16 protein-coding genes and 1 riboswitch are annotated in these 15,436 nt (G+C 71.9%); of the genes, 7 read left to right on the top strand and 9 right to left on the bottom strand.

The annotated features are described in order from the left end of the window. The 4 genes from ACNAW0_RS09685 to ACNAW0_RS09700 all read left to right on the top strand — a co-directional run bounded on the left by ACNAW0_RS09685 (nucleotide 1) and on the right by ACNAW0_RS09700 (nucleotide 2,331). Nucleotides 1-519 carry a hypothetical protein gene (locus ACNAW0_RS09685; RefSeq protein WP_416287397.1) on the top strand — a complete coding sequence of 173 codons (519 nt, stop codon included), beginning with the start codon at nucleotides 1-3 and terminating at the stop codon, nucleotides 517-519. Then, nucleotides 516-1,067, top strand: coding sequence for a hypothetical protein (locus ACNAW0_RS09690; RefSeq protein WP_416287398.1), 552 nt, complete (start codon nucleotides 516-518; stop codon nucleotides 1,065-1,067). Before ACNAW0_RS09685 ends, ACNAW0_RS09690 begins: the two co-directional genes overlap by 4 nt. Before the next feature lie 67 nt (nucleotides 1,068-1,134). Further along, nucleotides 1,135-1,851 (top strand): helical backbone metal receptor, encoded by a 717-nt coding sequence (locus tag ACNAW0_RS09695; RefSeq protein WP_416287399.1) that lies wholly within the window; start codon nucleotides 1,135-1,137, stop codon nucleotides 1,849-1,851. A 111-nt stretch (nucleotides 1,852-1,962) separates the two neighbouring features. After that, a complete protein-coding gene (locus ACNAW0_RS09700) occupies nucleotides 1,963-2,331 on the top strand; it encodes an FKBP-type peptidyl-prolyl cis-trans isomerase (RefSeq protein WP_416287400.1) in 369 nt (122 codons plus the stop codon). A 75-nt stretch (nucleotides 2,332-2,406) separates the two neighbouring features. On the opposite strand, the gene ACNAW0_RS09705 is transcribed toward ACNAW0_RS09700, so the two are convergent. From ACNAW0_RS09705 to pdhA, 5 genes are all read right to left on the bottom strand, one after another. Next, nucleotides 2,407-2,757 (bottom strand): STAS domain-containing protein, encoded by a 351-nt coding sequence (locus ACNAW0_RS09705; protein WP_416287401.1) that lies wholly within the window; start codon nucleotides 2,755-2,757, stop codon nucleotides 2,407-2,409. 203 nt (nucleotides 2,758-2,960) lie between these two features. Continuing rightward, nucleotides 2,961-4,223: an Ig-like domain-containing protein gene (locus tag ACNAW0_RS09710; protein WP_416287402.1), complete on the bottom strand. Its 1,263-nt coding sequence runs from the start codon at nucleotides 4,221-4,223 to the stop codon at nucleotides 2,961-2,963. Between the two features lie 269 nt (nucleotides 4,224-4,492). Then, nucleotides 4,493-5,950: a dihydrolipoamide acetyltransferase family protein gene (locus tag ACNAW0_RS09715; RefSeq protein WP_416287403.1), complete on the bottom strand. Its 1,458-nt coding sequence runs from the start codon at nucleotides 5,948-5,950 to the stop codon at nucleotides 4,493-4,495. Continuing rightward, entirely contained in the window at nucleotides 5,947-6,951 is a 1,005-nt protein-coding gene (locus ACNAW0_RS09720) for an alpha-ketoacid dehydrogenase subunit beta (RefSeq protein WP_416287404.1), read from the bottom strand. Before ACNAW0_RS09720 ends, ACNAW0_RS09715 begins: the two co-directional genes overlap by 4 nt. Then, nucleotides 6,951-8,159, bottom strand: a complete 1,209-nt coding sequence (gene pdhA / locus ACNAW0_RS09725; RefSeq protein WP_416287415.1) for a pyruvate dehydrogenase (acetyl-transferring) E1 component subunit alpha — start codon at nucleotides 8,157-8,159, stop codon at nucleotides 6,951-6,953. Before pdhA ends, ACNAW0_RS09720 begins: the two co-directional genes overlap by 1 nt. A 72-nt stretch (nucleotides 8,160-8,231) precedes the next feature. Here pdhA and ACNAW0_RS09730 point away from each other — a divergent pair, with 72 nt between their 5' ends. Then, nucleotides 8,232-8,738 (top strand): Lrp/AsnC family transcriptional regulator, encoded by a 507-nt coding sequence (locus tag ACNAW0_RS09730; RefSeq protein ID WP_416287406.1) that lies wholly within the window; start codon nucleotides 8,232-8,234, stop codon nucleotides 8,736-8,738. Between the two features lie 2 nt (nucleotides 8,739-8,740). Here the strand turns inward: ACNAW0_RS09730 and ACNAW0_RS09735 are convergent, their stop codons facing one another. From ACNAW0_RS09735 to ACNAW0_RS09745, 3 genes are all read right to left on the bottom strand, one after another. Continuing rightward, entirely contained in the window at nucleotides 8,741-9,691 is a 951-nt protein-coding gene (locus ACNAW0_RS09735; RefSeq protein ID WP_416287416.1) for a DNA polymerase domain-containing protein, read from the bottom strand. 82 nt (nucleotides 9,692-9,773) lie between these two features. Further along, nucleotides 9,774-10,100: a hypothetical protein gene (locus ACNAW0_RS09740; RefSeq protein WP_416287407.1), complete on the bottom strand. Its 327-nt coding sequence runs from the start codon at nucleotides 10,098-10,100 to the stop codon at nucleotides 9,774-9,776. 104 nt (nucleotides 10,101-10,204) lie between these two features. Next, the gene (locus tag ACNAW0_RS09745; RefSeq protein ID WP_416287408.1) at nucleotides 10,205-10,447 is read right to left on the bottom strand and encodes a hypothetical protein; all 243 of its coding nucleotides are present in this window, start codon (nucleotides 10,445-10,447) and stop codon (nucleotides 10,205-10,207) included. A gap of 254 nt (nucleotides 10,448-10,701) precedes the next feature. On the opposite strand from ACNAW0_RS09745, the gene ACNAW0_RS09750 reads away from it, so the two are divergent. Next, entirely contained in the window at nucleotides 10,702-12,201 is a 1,500-nt protein-coding gene (locus ACNAW0_RS09750; protein ID WP_416287409.1) for a S8 family peptidase, read from the top strand. Between the two features lie 131 nt (nucleotides 12,202-12,332). After that, nucleotides 12,333-12,422, top strand: a riboswitch (ZMP/ZTP riboswitch). Between the two features lie 18 nt (nucleotides 12,423-12,440). Further along, on the top strand, nucleotides 12,441-13,877 hold the full coding sequence (locus ACNAW0_RS09755) for a glycine hydroxymethyltransferase (protein WP_416287410.1): 1,437 nt from the start codon (nucleotides 12,441-12,443) through the stop codon (nucleotides 13,875-13,877). Nucleotides 13,878-13,995: 118 nt separating this feature from the next. Here the strand turns inward: ACNAW0_RS09755 and ACNAW0_RS09760 are convergent, their stop codons facing one another. Then, on the bottom strand, nucleotides 13,996-15,372 hold the full coding sequence (locus ACNAW0_RS09760) for an ABC transporter substrate-binding protein (RefSeq protein ID WP_416287411.1): 1,377 nt from the start codon (nucleotides 15,370-15,372) through the stop codon (nucleotides 13,996-13,998). Between the last annotated feature and the right edge of the window lie 64 nt (nucleotides 15,373-15,436).

Below are 15,436 nucleotides of genomic sequence, written 5' to 3' on the forward strand. Positions count from 1 at the left end.
GTGCGTACGGTCAACCGGATCGCCACCCTGCTGCTCGCCGTCGCCCTGCTGGCCGGCGGGGCGCTCGTCGCGGTCGGGGCGCTGCTCGCCGCGTCCGGCCACCCCGGTCCGCTGGTCCGCCGCTGGTACGCCACGCTGGCCACCGCCCGCTGGCAGGACGCCCCGGTCCGGGCGATCGCCGCGGGTGTCGCCCTGTTCGGCCTGGTCGTGCTCGTCGCGGAGCTGCGCCGGTGGCGGCCGGTCCGGATGCGCCTCGCCGAGGACGACGGCTGGCACCTGCACCGCCGCTCGGTCGAACGGCGGCTTGCCCGGGCGGCCCGCACCGTGCCGAGCGTGCGCCGGGCCCGGGTGCGCGTCGGCCGCAGCGGGGACACCTGGCGGCCCCGGGTGACCGCCAGCGGCGACCCGGACGCCCGCGCCGACGTCGAGTTCGCGCTGCGCCGAGAACTCGACCGGCTGGCCGCCCCGCGCTGCGGCCCGATCGAGGTCCGGCTCCTCCCCGCCCGGCGGACGACGTGAGCAACGCCGCCCACCGGCTGCTCTGGACGGTGCTCGCCCTGCTGCTCGTGGCGGCGGGCGGGGTCGCGTCCGCGGTCGGGCTGGGCTGGCTGCCCGGCGGCGGCGCCCCGCTGCTCGGGGCCGGGCCGGTCACGTGGTTGCGGGCCGGTACGCCGTGGAGTGCCCTCGCGGTGGCGGTCGGCGGGGTGCTGCTGGCCCTGCTCGGGCAACGCCTGCTCACCGCCGGGCTGCGGGCGCCGGGCCGGCTGGCGGGCATCCTGACCCATGCGGGGAACGGTGGTGGGCGTACCCGGGTGGCGTGCGAGGTGCTGACCGGCGCGCTGGAACGCGACCTGCTCCGGGCCTCGGGCGTGCACCGGGCCCGGGTGCTGCTCACCGGCCCGGTCGCCCGGCCGGACGTCTGGGTCGAGGTACGGCTGGACCCCTCCGACGGTCTCGGGGCGACCCGCGCCCAGGTGGACGCCGCGGTCCGGCGGTTCGCGGCGACCCTCGGCTGCCGACCGGCACACCTGGACGTGACGGCGGTGGTGGACGAGCCCTCGCGCTGACCGGCCCACTCGACGCCGGACGCCCCCGGTACGCGAGGATGCTCCGGAGCGAGGAAGGGAGCGTCCCGTGCGGGTGGTGTCGCTGGTGCCGTCGTTGACCGAGGCGGTGGCGTTGACCCGGCCCGAGGTGCTGGTCGGCGCCACCGACTGGTGCACTCACCCGGCCAGGCTGGACGTCGCCCGGGTCGGCGGGAGCAAGTACCCGGACCTGGACCGGGTGCTCGCGCTCCGGCCCGACCTGGTCCTGCTCAACGAGGAGGAGAATCGGCTCGCCGACGCGGACGCCCTGCGCGCGGCCGGCGTACCGGTGTGGATCACCTTTCCCCGCACCGTGCCCGAGGCGCTGACCCAGCTCGGCGAACTGCTCGCCGCGATCGGGGTGTCCGGCGAGCCGGACTGGCTGCGTGCCGCCCGGCGGGCCTGGGCCGCGCCGCCCGTCCCGGCGATGTCACGCAACGCGGTCGTGCCGGTGTGGCGGCGGCCGTGGATCGTGCTCGGCCGGGACACCTTCGCCGGTGACGTGCTGCGCCGGCTCGGCGTCGTCAACCAGTGGGCCGACCACGAGGACCGCTACCCCCGCCCCGGTCTGGACGAGCTGCGCGCCCGGGCACCCCAACTGGTGGTGCTGCCGGACGAGCCGTACCGGTTCACCGCCGAGGACGGGCCGGAGGCGTTCCCCGAGGTACCGGCCGCGCTCGTCTCGGGCCGGCACCTGACCTGGTACGGCCCGTCGCTCGCCGACGCGGCCACGCTGCTCGCCGCCCAGCTCGCCCACCCCGTCTGAGTCGCCCCGTCCACCGGTCCCCGCCGTCATTGCGGGGACCGACGCGTATCGGCCGATCACGATCCGGCACGATCGACGGTGACCACATTCGAACCACCGAGGAGACCTTTCATGGAGAAGCCCGAGGTTGGCCCGATCGAGGGTGCGCCGCCCGCCGATCTCGTCATCGAGGACATCACGGTCGGCGAGGGCCCGGAGGCCCGCCCCGGCCAGCTCGCCAACGTGCACTACGTCGGCGTGGCCCACTCGACCGGCCGCGAGTTCGACGCGTCGTGGAACCGGGGTGAGGCGTTCGAGTTCCCGCTCGGCGGCGGGCGGGTCATCGCCGGCTGGGACCAGGGCGTGGTCGGCATGAAGGTGGGCGGCCGGCGCAAGCTGACCATCCCGCCGCACCTCGGCTACGGCGCCCGGGGCGCCGGTGGCGCCATCAAGCCGAACGAGACGCTGATCTTCGTGGTGGACCTGCTCGGCGTCCGCTGACAGCGCGGATCGACACTGCGCCGGGAACGCCGGCACGCGTGCCGGCGGCCCGGTGCCGCCCAGGGTGGTCGGCGGTCAGGCCGGGACCAGCTCCGCCGCCGGGGCCGACTCCACGACCGGCATCACCCGGTGCAACCCGGTGGCGCGCAGCACCCGGCGGACCACCGGGTCGGGGTCGACCAGCAGCAGCTCGCCGCCCCGGGCCCGGACCCGCAGGCGCGCGGCGACCAGCGCCCGCACCCCGGCCGCCGACAGCACCCGCACCCCGGACAGGTCCAGCCGCAGCACGGGCCGGGCGGGCGCGGCCCAGAGCGCGGCCCGGAACGCCCCGACCGTCGCGATGTCGACCTCACCGACTGCCCGGACGTCCACCACGTCGTCGGCCACGCTGATCTCCACGTGGAACCGGTCGCTGCGCTGCCCCATGCCCGTCAACCTATCCGCCGGTACCGACACTTTTGGCTGCCCAGGCCCAGGATCCGGGTACATCCCGGGTCGGCCCCCGAGAGACTCAGGGTGCTCCCCGAGGCCGGGTCGGACCCCGAGAGACTCCGGGTGGTCCGCCAGGTAATGTGCGACGGCCCGCCACCGAGGTGGCGGGCCGTCCGTCGGTCGTTCCCCCAGGTCCCTCAGCCGCCGCTGGCCGACGGGGCGGGTGCGGGCGCCGAACCGCCAGCCACCATGCCCGGGTGCGGCGTCGCGCTCTCCGTGGGCTTGAGCCCGGCCGGCACCGGCAGCGCACTGCCCTTGGCGAAGTCGTCCCAGCTGGCGTTCCAGGCCGTGAAGCCGTTGCCCTGGTCCAGCTTCACCTCGGTGCCCTTGACCGTCACCAGGTCGCCGACCTGCGTGACGCCCATCAGCCAATGCGCGTCAACTGCCGAGACGTTGGTGCAGCCGTGTGAGGTGTTGGTGCTGCCCTGCTCCCCCTCCGACCACGGCGCGGAGTGGATGAACTCGCCGCCCCAGGTGAGACGCTGCGCGTCGTCGACGTCGACCACGTAGCCGCCGTCCGGTTCGCCCCGGGTGTCGAAGGTGGTCCGGTCGAACTTCTCCATGATCACCATGTTGCCGCTGGAGGTCGGCGTACTCTCCTTGCCGAGGCTCACCGGGACCTTCTTGAGCAGCTTGCCGTCCTCGTAGACCGACATCTGCTTGGTGGCGTTGTCGATTTCGAGCGAGGCCTGCCGGCCGATCTTCGAGGTCCCGGTGTGGTCCGTGTCACCGATGGCGTCCTTGCCGATCGGCAGCCCCTGCAGGGCGCTCCGGACGCTGATCTTCGTGCCCGGCTTCCAGAAATCGGGCGCCCGGTATTCGACCTGGGTGCCGTCCGCGATCCACGACCAGGTGCCCGGCTGCGGCGGATCCGTCTTTACGAACAATCGTCGCTGCACATCCGCCCTGGCCTCTTTTGGAATCGCCGGTTCGAATTTGACGACCAACGGCATTGCCGTCCCGTACGTCTGATTGTCGGTGAAATAGAGCGTGGTGGCGACCGGTGACTTGGTCGACTTCGCCGCCGTGGTGAACGTCGTCTTCTGCGTGGTGGTCTTTCCGGAATCGCCGGTCGCGGTCACCTCCGCGGTGTACGTCCGTGAGTTCTGCAGCGGCTTGGTCGGCACCCAACTCGAGCCGTCCTCCCGCAGTTCGGCCGGCACCTGCGCGCCCTTGTCGTCGGTGAGCCGGACCCCGGTGATCTTGCCGTGGTTGACAGTGGCACCCACCTCGGCGCTGATCGGCACGTCCTTCGTGTGGTCCGCCGGTGTCACGGTCAGCGACGGTGGCTTCTTCTCCTGGCCCAACTTCACCTTCGGCCCGGCCGTGCAGCCGGCGACAACCAACGGTGTGGTAGCCATGGTTACCGCCAATAGCGTGAATCGTCGCCTCACGTCCATACTCGGTCCCCCATTTCCACTCCCCCTCGGCCACATTCTGTACGGCGTTTCCCAGGCCACGGCGCTCTTCCCCGAGAAATGCCCTCGAAACCAAGCGCATTTCGTCGCGGATGTGCCGAAGAGGTCGTTACACGGGCCGATGTCCCGGATGTCAGCCTATCGGCCCTGACGGTATGTCGGGATTGTCCCGGATCGGGTCACCCCGCAGGGGGTACGAAAGCACGACGGGGCCGGTCACCCACGAACGGGTGACCGGCCCCGGCCGGGTTTCAGACGTTCGCCACCAGCAGCGCGGGCTGCTCGACACAGTCCGCGACGTGGCGCAGGAACCCACCGGCCACGCCGCCGTCACAGACCCGGTGGTCGAAGGTGAGGCTGAGCTGGGTCACCTTGCGGACCGCGAGCTGACCGTCGACCACCCAGGGCTTGTCCACGATCCGGCCCACGCCGAGCAACGCCGCCTCTGGGTGGTTGATGATCGGGGTGGAACCGTCCACCCCGAACACCCCGTAGTTGTTCAGGGTGAAGGTGCCGCCGGTCAGCCGCGCCGGAGCCAGGGTGCCCCCTCGGGCCGCGGCGGTGGTCTCCGCCAGCGCGGCGGCCAGCTCACGGGTGGTCAGCCGCTGCGCGTCGCGCAGCACCGGAACCACCAGGCCACGATCGGTCTGCGCGGCGATGCCCAGGTGCACCCCGGCCGACTGGATGATCCGCTGCCCCTCCGTGTCGACGCGGGCGTTGAGCTGCGGGTACCGGCGCAGCCCGCTGAGACAGATCCGGGCCAGCAGAGCGAGGATGCTGACCGGGGCGTCCGGGGTGGCCGCGTTGATCACGGCCCGGGTCGCCAGCAGCCCGGTGGCGTCCACGTCCACCCAGATGGTCACCTCGGGGATCTCCCGCCGGCTACGGGAGAGCTTGTCGGCGATCGCCTTGCGAATGCCGGTGAGGGGAATGGCCATGTCCCCGTCGCCCGCTGGGGCGAGCCCGACGTGCGCCTCAGGGGCGTCCGGCACGGCGGCGAGGCGTGCCGGGGCGACCGAGGCCGCCTCCACGTCGGCGCGGCGGATCACCCCGCCGAGCCCGGTGCCGCGCACCGACGCCAGGTCCACACCGCGCTCCCTGGCCAGCCGACGAACGATCGGCGAGATCACCAGGACGGGCCCGGCCGGGCCCGTACGCGCGTCCGTTCCGGTCGGGGCGCCGGCCGACGGGGTGCCTCCGCCGGCCGACGCCCCGCCGCTCCGGGCCGGATCGGCGGCCCGAGCCGGCGCGTGGGCCGGGGCACCGGTGCCTGCCGAACCGGCCGGGGCCGGCGCCGAGGCGGTGGTCTCCGGCGCGAGGGCCAGCCGGGGCCGACGCCGCCGGCGGCCGGAGCCGCCGTGGCCGGTGCCGTAGCCGATCAGCACGTTGCCGGAGCCGGCCCGCTCCTCCTCCCGGTAGGTGGCGTGCCCGGCGGGCTCCACGCCACCGTCGGCGTCGAGTGGGGCGATGGTGATCAGGGGCTGGCCGACCGGACGTACCTCACCCGCCGCGCCGTGCAGCGCGACGACCCGACCCGCGTACGGACAGGGCACGTCGACCACGGCCTTGGCGGTCTCCACCTCGACCACGCTCTGGTCCACGGTGACCACATCGCCCACGGCGACCCGCCACTCGACGATCTCCGCCTCGCTCAGCCCCTCCCCCAGATCGGGCAGGAGAAAGTCCAGGGTGCCCACGGTGGTGCTCATGCTGCCACCCAGCGCACGTCGGGCTGGTCGTCCCACTGGAGCCGAGCCACAGTGTCCAGCACCCGGTCCACCGAGGGCAGATGGGTGTGCTCCAGCATCGGCGCCGGGTACGGAATGTCCAGGCCGGACACCCGCAGCACCGGGGCGTGCAGGGCGTGGAAGCAGCGCTCCTGCACCCGGGCGGCGATCTCCGCGCCGACGCCGGCGAAGCCCTGCGCCTCCTGGATCACCACGCACCGGCCGGTCTTGCGCACCGACGCGGTGACCGTGGCGTCGTCGAACGGCACGATGGTGCGTACGTCGACCACCTCCAAGTCCCAGCCCTCCTCGCGGGCGGCCTCGGCGGCCTCCAGCGCGACCGGCACCGCCGGCCCGTACGCGATCAGGGTGGCGTCGGTGCCCGCCCGACGCACGACGGCCTTGCCGAACGGCGCGGTACGGGCCGGCAACTCCGCCTCGGCGCTGGAGAAGTAGAGCTTCTTCGGCTCCATGAACACGACCGGGTCCGGGTCGTCGATCGCCTCGCGCAGCAGCGAGTACGCGTCCTCGACGGTGGCCGGGGTGACCACCTTCAGACCCGGGGTGTGCGCGTAGTACGCCTCGGACGAGTCGCAGTGGTGCTCGACGCCCCCGATGCCGCCGGCGTACGGCACCCGGATGACGATCGGCACGCTGAGCGCGCCCCGGGTGCGGTTGCGCAGCTTCGCCACGTGCGAGGCGATCTGCTCGAACGCCGGATACGCGAACGCGTCGAACTGCATCTCGACCACCGGCCGCAGCCCGGACATGGCCAGGCCGACGGCGAAGCCGACGATACCGGCCTCGGCGAGGGGCGTGTCGAAGCAGCGCTTGTCGCCGAACCGGGCCTGCAGGCCGTCGGTGATCCGGAAGACGCCGCCGAGCTGCCCGACATCCTCGCCGAAGACGACCACCCGCTCGTCGTAGAGCATCGCGTCGGCGAGTGCGGCGTTGAGCGCCTTCGCCATGGTCACGGTGGCCATCAGGCGTCCGCCTCCTCGTCGCGGGCGGCGGCCAGCTCGGCGCGGACCTGCTCGCGCTGCTCGACCAGCTGCGGGGTCGGCTCCGCGTACACGTGCTCGAAGAGGCTGAGCGGGTCCACCGTGGGCTGGGCGTTCATCCGGTCGCGTAGCGCGGCGGCATACGCCTCGGCCTCCTCGGCGATCACGGCGACGGCGGCGTCGTCCAGCACGCCCCGGGCCCGCAGGTACGCCTCCAGCCGGGCGACCGGGTCGCGGTCCCGCCACGCCTCGACCTCCTCGGCGTCCCGGTAGCGGGTCTGGTCGTCGGCGTTGGTGTGCGGTTCCATCCGGTAGGTGTGCGCCTCGACCAGGAACGGCCCCTTGCCGGACCGGGCGTGCTCCACCGCGCGGGTGAGCACCGCGAGCACGGCCACCGGGTCGTTGCCGTCGACCTGCTCGCTGGGCACGCCGTAGCCGACGCCCTTGTACGCCAGGCTCGGCGCGGCGGTCTGCCGGGACAGCGGCACGCTGATCGCGTACTTGTTGTTCTGCACGAAGTAGACGACCGGGGCCTTGAACACGGCCGCGAAGTTGACCCCCTCGTGGAAGTCGCCCTCGCTGGTGGCGCCGTCGCCGATGAAGGCCAGCGCCACAGTGTCCCGCCCCTGGTACGACTCGCCGTAGGCCAGGCCGGCGGCGTGCACGCACTGAGTGGCGAGCGGGGTGCACTGCGGCGCGGTGTGCATCGCGGCCGCGTCGTACCCGCAGTGCCAGTCGCCGCGCAGCAGGGTGAGCACCTCGACCGGGTCGATGCCCCGGCCGGTCAGCGCCATCGACTCCCGGTAGGTGGGGAAGACCCAGTCGGTGTCGCGCAGCGCGAGGACCCCGCCGACCTGGCACGCCTCCTGGCCCCGGGAGGACGGGTAGACGGCGAGGCGGCCCTGCTTGGTCAGCGCCGTGGCCTGCACGTCGAAGCGGCGGCCGACGACCATCCGCCGGTACATCTCGCGCAGCGCCTCGACCGGCGGCTCGGGGTAGTCGTCGCACGCGGGCAGCGCGGTGCCGTCCGGGTTCAGCAGCCGCACCGGCTCGGTACGCGGCAGCAGGCCGGCCGACGGGTCGGGGGCGGCCGGGGTGGTGGCCTTCCGGCGGGTGCGGGGGGATGCCCTGCGGACCGCCTGGGGTGTGGTCATCACGGCGAGGACCTCCTGGACTTGTGGTGGACCTATGCTCACGCCGTCGGATGATTGACTCAAGTTGCCCGCTGAACGCGGGACGAATGGCATGACTGGGAGCGGTTCATGAGCCAGGAGACCAACCCGACACCGGGCGCGGCGGGCGGAATGGGACGTTCGGCCGGGCCGCTCGACGAGGTGGACCGGCGGATCCTGCGCGAACTGGTCCAGGACGGCCGGCTCTCCATCCGTACGCTGGCCGAACGGGTGCACGTTTCCCGCACCAACGCGTACGCCCGGGTGGAGCGCCTGATCCGGGACGGGGTGATCACCGGGTTCCGGGCCCGGGTCGCGCCGGAGCCGGCCGGGCTGGGCACGTCGGCGTACATCGCGCTGACCATCGAGCAGAACACCTGGCGCGAGGTGTCCGAGGAACTGGCGCGGGTGCGCTACGTCGAGCACGTGGCGCTGCTCAGCGGCGAGCACGACGTATTGGCCCTGGTCCGGGCACCGGACAACGCCACGCTGCGGGACGTGGTGCTGGAACGGGTGCAGAGCATCGCCGGGGTGCTGTCGACGCGTACCTGGCTGGTCTTCGAGGAGTTCGACGGGACGCACCGCCTCTGGCCCTAGACTCAGCGTTCCGGCGGTGCCTCCAGGCCCTCCCGGTCGGCCAGCTCCAGCAGCGGCTCCAGGGAGAACCGGCGGTCGTCCAGGCCGGCGTGCGGATCGCCACGCTCGGCGAACCGGGCCGGCAGGCTCAGCACGTCGAAGTCCTCCGGCCGTGCGTCGTCCAGCTCCGACCAGTCCAGCGGGGCGGAGACCAGGGCGCGCGAAGTGGGCCGGATCGAGTACGCCGACGTGACGGTGTGATCCCGGGCCATCTGGTTGTAGTCGACGAAGACCGGCCGGTCCCGCTGCTCCCGCCACCAGGTGGTCGTCACCAGATCGGGCAGCCGGCGCTCCATCTCCCGGCCCAGTGCCAGCACCGCGCGCCGGCACTCGCCGAAGCTCCACCGCGGCTCGATGGACAGGTAGACGTGGATCCCCCGGCCGCCGGTGGTCTTCGGGTAGCCCACCAGCCCCAGCTCGTCCAGGAAGGCTCGCACCTCGTGCGCGACCGGGACCACCTGGGCGAAGTCCACTCCCGGCATCGGGTCCAGGTCGATGCGGAGCTGGTCGGGGTGCTCCACGTCGCCGGCGGACACCGGCCACGGGTGGAACCGCAGCGTGCCCAGGTTGGCCGCCCAGATCACCACGGCCAGCTCGCTCGGCGCCACCTCGTCGGCGGTCCGGCCGCTCGGGAAGGTGATGTGCGCGGTACGCACCCAGTCGGGCGCCCCGGCCGGCAGCCGCTTCTGGTAGAACGCGTCGCCGCGGTTGTCCTGCCGAGTGGCGATCTTCGCGCCCTCGAACACGCCGCGCGGCCACCGCTCCAGCATGGTCGGCCGGTCGCGCAGGGCCCGCAGGATGCCGTCGCCGACGGCGAGGAAGTAGCGGACCACGTCGAGCTTGGTCAGCCCGCGCTCCGGGAAATATGGCTTGTCGGGGCTGGAGACGCGGACCACCCGCTGCCCCACCCGAATCTACTCGGCCGCCGTGGTCGCCACGCCCCACACGGTAGCGGGCGACGGGCCGCCATGGTCGCCCGCCGCGCAGCGGGGCGGATCAGGAGATCAGCATGATGCCCACGACGACGAGCGGCAGCCCGACGAACAGGAAGATCCCGACGCCGGTGAGGACCCGGCCACCGCCGCCGGTCTCCCGCTCGGGCGCGAGCCCGAAGGCGGACCGGGCGTCCAGCATGCCGATCCGGCTCAGGGTCAGGTCGCCGGTGACCCCGAGCAGCGCCCCGACGACCACCAGGGCGACGCCGAACCGGGTGACGAACTCACCTCCGGACACCGCGACCCAGACGCCGGCCGCGGCCGCGACCACCACCAGCGCGGTCACCAGCAGCACCAGGGCTTCCCGCAGGCCCTTGAGGACCGTCATCGGTGGCTCCATCCCGCCTTGTCGGACGAGACATTGTGCGCCATCGACGCGTCCGGCCGCTGCCCCCGTACGGGCAGCGGCCGGCCGGGCTGCGGTCCGGACGGTCAGCGCCCTTCCTGCTGCATGCGCGTCATGAGCATCTGCTTGCCCTGGTCCCCCGCCTTGCGGTTGTTCTCCTGAATCTTGCGGAACCAGTTGGCGAGCTCCTTGTCGCCCCGCGCGTCCGCGTCGGCGATGTACGTATCCATCCGGTAGATGCTCTCCAACGACATCTGCAACGTGTGGATCAGGTCGTAGTTCTTGTCCCGCACCGGGCTCATCTGTTCCTTGGTCATGGTTGTGGCCACGACAAACCTCCCCGTGTCTCGCGCTTCGGTGGCGCCAGCGCTTTACCCGCCTGCGGCCGGTTCACGCCCACCGCCGACCAGCCGGCACGTCACCCGGCCACCGTCTTACCGTTGCTGTTTCATCCGTTCGGCTGTGTGTAACACCACACCGACTCCCTACGCTGATCCCCTGAAAGCGAGCACCCCGCTCGTTTTCCGCCGGCCTGCTTCCCGCCAGGCAGTGGGGCCGGCTGGATCAGCCCCTGGGAGTCTGTGTGAAGAACCTGCGTCGCAAGACACTCGCCGCCGCGTCCGTCGTGACGCTCGGCATCGGCCTCGCCGCCACCGGCGGGTTGGCGCCGGCCGCGGCGGCTGGACCGGAAACCACGTTCCTGGTCCTCGCCCCGCAGGGCGGCAAGACCGACAAGGCCGCCGCGCGCGTGGCGGCCGCCAACGGCACCGTGGTGGCCAGCTACGACCAGATCGGCGTGCTCGTCGTCCGCTCGACCAACCCGAACTTCGTCACCGCGGTGGCGGGCGCGGGCGTCGAATCGGTCGCGTCCACCGCCGGCCTGGGCACCGCCCTCGACGAGGGCGAGACCGTCGAGGTCTCCGCGGAAGAGATCGCCAACGCCACTGGCGACCCGACCAAGGAGCCCATGTACGGCCAGCAGTGGGACATGGACATGATCCACGTCCCGCAGGCCCACGCGATCACCACCGGTAGCCCGAACGTCGTCGTCGGCGTGCTGGACAGCGGCATCTCCAGCAGCCACCCCGACCTGGCCACCCAGATCGCCAAGGACAAGAGCGTGTCCTGCCTGGGCGGTGTCACCAACACCGCCGAGGCGGCCTGGAACCCGACCAAGAGCGACCACGGCACCCACGTGGCCGGCACCATCGCCGCCGCCATCAACGGCGTCGGCGTGACCGGCATCGCGCCGGGCGTCAAGGTCGCCGCCGTCAAGGTGGTCAACGACGGCGGCTCCATCTACCCGGAGGCTGCGGTCTGCGGGTTCATGTGGGCTGCCGACCACGGGATGCAGCTGACCAACAACAGCTACTACATCGACCCGTGGGAGATGAACTGCCGCAACGACGCGCGCCAGCGCCCGGTGTGGCAGGCGGTGCAGCGGGCCATCCGCTACTCGCAGTCCAAGGGCGTGCTCAACGTCGCGTCCGCCGGCAACTCCAACTACGACTTGGCGCACAAGGTCACCGACACGGGAAGCCCGAACGACGGTAGTGCGCCGAAGGAGAACCGGGAGAACCTCACCAACGCCTGCCTCGACCTGCCGGCCGAGGTGCCGGGCGTGGTGACCGTCTCGGCGCTGGGCCCGACCGGTGCGAAGAGCTACTACTCCTCGTACGGCCAGGGCGTCATCGACGTGGCGGCGCCGGGCGGCGACAGCCGGGTCCGCACCCAGGGCGCGAGCCCGACCACCGCGGACCAGATCCTGTCGACCATCGCACTGCCGAACGCCGAGGGCGTGATGGTCAACGGGTACGGGTACAAGCAGGGCACCTCGATGTCCGGCCCGCACGCCACCGGCGTCGCGGCGCTGGCGTTGTCGGCGCACCCGGGGATGACCCCGGGCCAGCTGGCATCGTTCCTGGAGCGCACGGCGGTGGCACAGTCGTGCCCGGCCGGCGTCTTCAACCTGGCGCCGCTGCACCCGAACGGCCCGCACGCCTACGACGCAACCTGCTCCGGCGGTGCGCGCAACGGGTTCTACGGCGCCGGCATCGTCGACGCGTACAACGTGGTGAAGTAACACCCGCACCATCCGTGACGGGGCCCGGCGAGCAATCGCCGGGCCCCGTCCGTTTTCGCGGCTCACGACCGGATTGGCAGCTCACCGGACGGAGGTCGCCCCGGGCGGGCCCCGGCGTACCCGGTAGGATCGGCGCGGGCCGTGACTGGCGCGTGGGGATGGAGCACCATCGGGAAGCGGTCCCGTCACGAGGACGCACGCCGAGCGCCTGGGCCTTCCGCACGTCACCAGGAGGTCGCATGTCGCTGAACGCCGAATCCACCGCCTTCCGCAGCGCGCTGGAGGTGATCCGCGCCGTCGAGCCTCGGGTGGCGGACGCCATCGGGGCGGAGCTGGCCGACCAGCGCGAGTCGCTCAAGCTGATCGCCAGCGAGAACTACGCCTCCCCCGCCACCCTGCTGGCGATGGGCAACTGGTTCAGCGACAAGTACGCCGAGGGCACCGTCGGCCGCCGCTTCTACGCCGGCTGCCAGAACGTCGACACGGTCGAGGCGCTCGCCGCCGAGCACGCCCGGGAGCTGTTCGGCGCGGCCCACGCGTACGTGCAGCCGCACTCCGGCATCGACGCCAACCTGGTCGCGTTCTGGGCGATCCTGGCCGACCAGGTGGAGTCCCCCGCGCTGAAGAAGGCCCAGGTACGCCAGGTCAACGAGCTGACCGAGGCGGACTGGTTCGCGCTGCGCCGGGAGCTGGGCAACCAGCGGATGCTCGGCATGTCGCTGGACGCCGGCGGGCACCTGACCCACGGCTTCCGCCCGAACATCTCGGGCAAGATGTTCGACCAGCGCAGCTACGGCACCGACCCGGCCACCGGCCTGATCGACTACGACAAGGTCGCCGAGGCGGCCCGCGAGTTCCAGCCGCTGATCCTGGTCGCCGGCTACTCGGCGTACCCCCGGAAGGTCAACTTCCGGATCATGCGGGAGATCGCCGACGAGGTCGGCGCGACCTTCATGGTCGACATGGCGCACTTCGCCGGCCTGGTCGCGGGCAAGGTCTTCACCGGCGACTTCGACCCGGTGCCGCACGCGCACATCGTCACCACCACCACGCACAAGTCGCTGCGCGGCCCGCGCGGCGGCATGGTGCTCTGCGGCCCGGAGCTGGCCGACCAGGTCGACCGGGGCTGCCCGATGGTGCTCGGCGGCCCGCTGCCGCACGTGATGGCCGCCAAGGCGGTCGCCCTGGCCGAAGCCCGCCGCCCCGACTTCGCCGACTACGCCCAGCGGATCGTCACCAATGCCCAGGCGCTCGCCGAAGGGCTGCTGCGCCGCGGTGCGAAGCTGGTCACCGGCGGCACCGACAACCACCTCGTCCTGATCGACGTCTCCGGGTACGGCCTCACCGGCCGGCAGGCCGAGCAGGCGCTGCTCGACTCGGGCATCGTCACCAACCGCAACGCCGTGCCGCAGGACCCGAACGGCGCCTGGTACACCTCCGGAATCCGGATCGGCACCCCGGCGCTGACCACCCGGGGTCTCGGCACCGCGGAGATGGACGTCACCGCCGAGCTGATCCACACCGTACTCACCCAGACCAGCCCCGGTTCGAACCCGGACGGCACCCCGTCGAAGGCGAAGTACGCGCTCGACCCGACCCTCGCCGACAAGGTGAGCAAGCAGGCCACCGAGCTGCTGGCCGGCTTCCCGCTCTACCCCGGCGTCGACCTCGGCTGACCGCCTTCCGCCCCCTCCCGACCCACACCCCCGCTCGGGTTGATCATGATGTTGTCGCCCGCGGGCCGGCCCTCTGAGGGCCGGCCCGCGGATCGCCGACAGGCCCGGCGTGGCGGTGTCAGCCGACCGATTTGTTGTAGCTGTCGATGGCAGGCTGCACGCTCGCGGCGGCATCCTTCATGGCCTGCTCGGCCGGCTTGCTACCGACGATCACGGCCTCCAGGCCGTCCTCGGACGCCTTGCGGGCCTGGGGCATCACTCCGAGCAGGCAGCCGGCCGACGCGACCGACGGCGGCAGCGCGTGCAACTGGTCGACAGCAGTGCGGAACTGGGGGAACTTCGCCATCCAGTCCTTGTCGATCTGCTCGTCCAGCGCCTTGGCGTTGATCGGCACGTACCCGGTGCCGGTGTGCCACTTGGCTTGCTCGACCGGGCTGGCAGCGAACTTCGCGAACTCCCAGGCGGCACGCTTCTCCTGGGCGCTGTGACCCACGCCGCTGATCCAGAGCGATGCCCCACCGATCATCGGCCCGCCGGTCGACGAGGCGTCCACCTTCGGGTACTGGGCGGTAAGTACGGTGAACTTGCCCTGGGCGGCCTCGACGTAACCGCGCATGGCACCGGTGGACTCGAGGTGAATCGCGACGGCGCCCGCCTTGAAGGCCGCCTGGGCGTCGTCGGTCTTGCGCCCGGTGTTGGTCGCGTAACCGTTCTTCACCATGTCGGTCCACCACTGGGCGACGCGCACGGCGGTCTCCTGGTCGAACTGCACCTTCGAGGCCAGGCCCTTACGCCCGTTGCCGTTGTCGCAGTACTCCTTGCCGTCGGTGGCGAGAAGCTGCTCCAGCAGCCAGCCGTAGATGGCCGCGCCGAAGCCGTACTGGGTGGTCTTGCCGCTGGCGTCCTTGACCGTGAGCTTCTTCGCCATCTCGCCGATCTCGGTGAGATTCCTCGGCGGGGTCATCGGGTCGAGACCGGCGCGCTCGAACGCCTCCTTGTTGTAGTAGAGCAGCGGCGTCGAGGTGTTGAACGGCATCGACCAGAGCTTGCCGTCGATCGAGTAGTAGTTGGCGATGTTCGGCTCGATGTCGGCCGCGTTGAACTTGTCCTTCTCGACGAACTTGTGCGTCGGCACGACCTGCTTGGAGTCGACCATGAAGCGGGTGCCGATGTCGTAGATCTGGACCAGCGCCGGAGTGCTCTTCTGCTGGACCGACGCCTTGTACTTGGCGATCGTCTCGTCGTAGCTGCCCTGGAAGACCGCCTTGACCTCGACCTTGCCCCCGCTCTGGGCGTTGAAGTTGGTGACCAGTCGGTCGACCGCCTCGGCGTTCGGTCCCTTCATCGAGTGCCAGAACTCGATGGTGGTCTTGCCGGTGGCCTTCTCGAGCACCTCGGCACCGGGCGCGTCGAGCGCGTCGTTGCCGTCGTCGGACCCTGAGCCACCGCACGCCCCCATCGCCGCAACGGCCACCAGGGCGACGAACGCCGTCATGGTTCGACGGAGCCGAAGTTGTGTCATCCGTTCTGCTTCCTACTAGTTGCTCGTTGTTGAGCGT

It is taken from the genome of Micromonospora sp. SL1-18, from assembly GCF_047921505.1.
Classification (GTDB): Bacteria; Actinomycetota; Actinomycetes; order Mycobacteriales; family Micromonosporaceae; genus Micromonospora.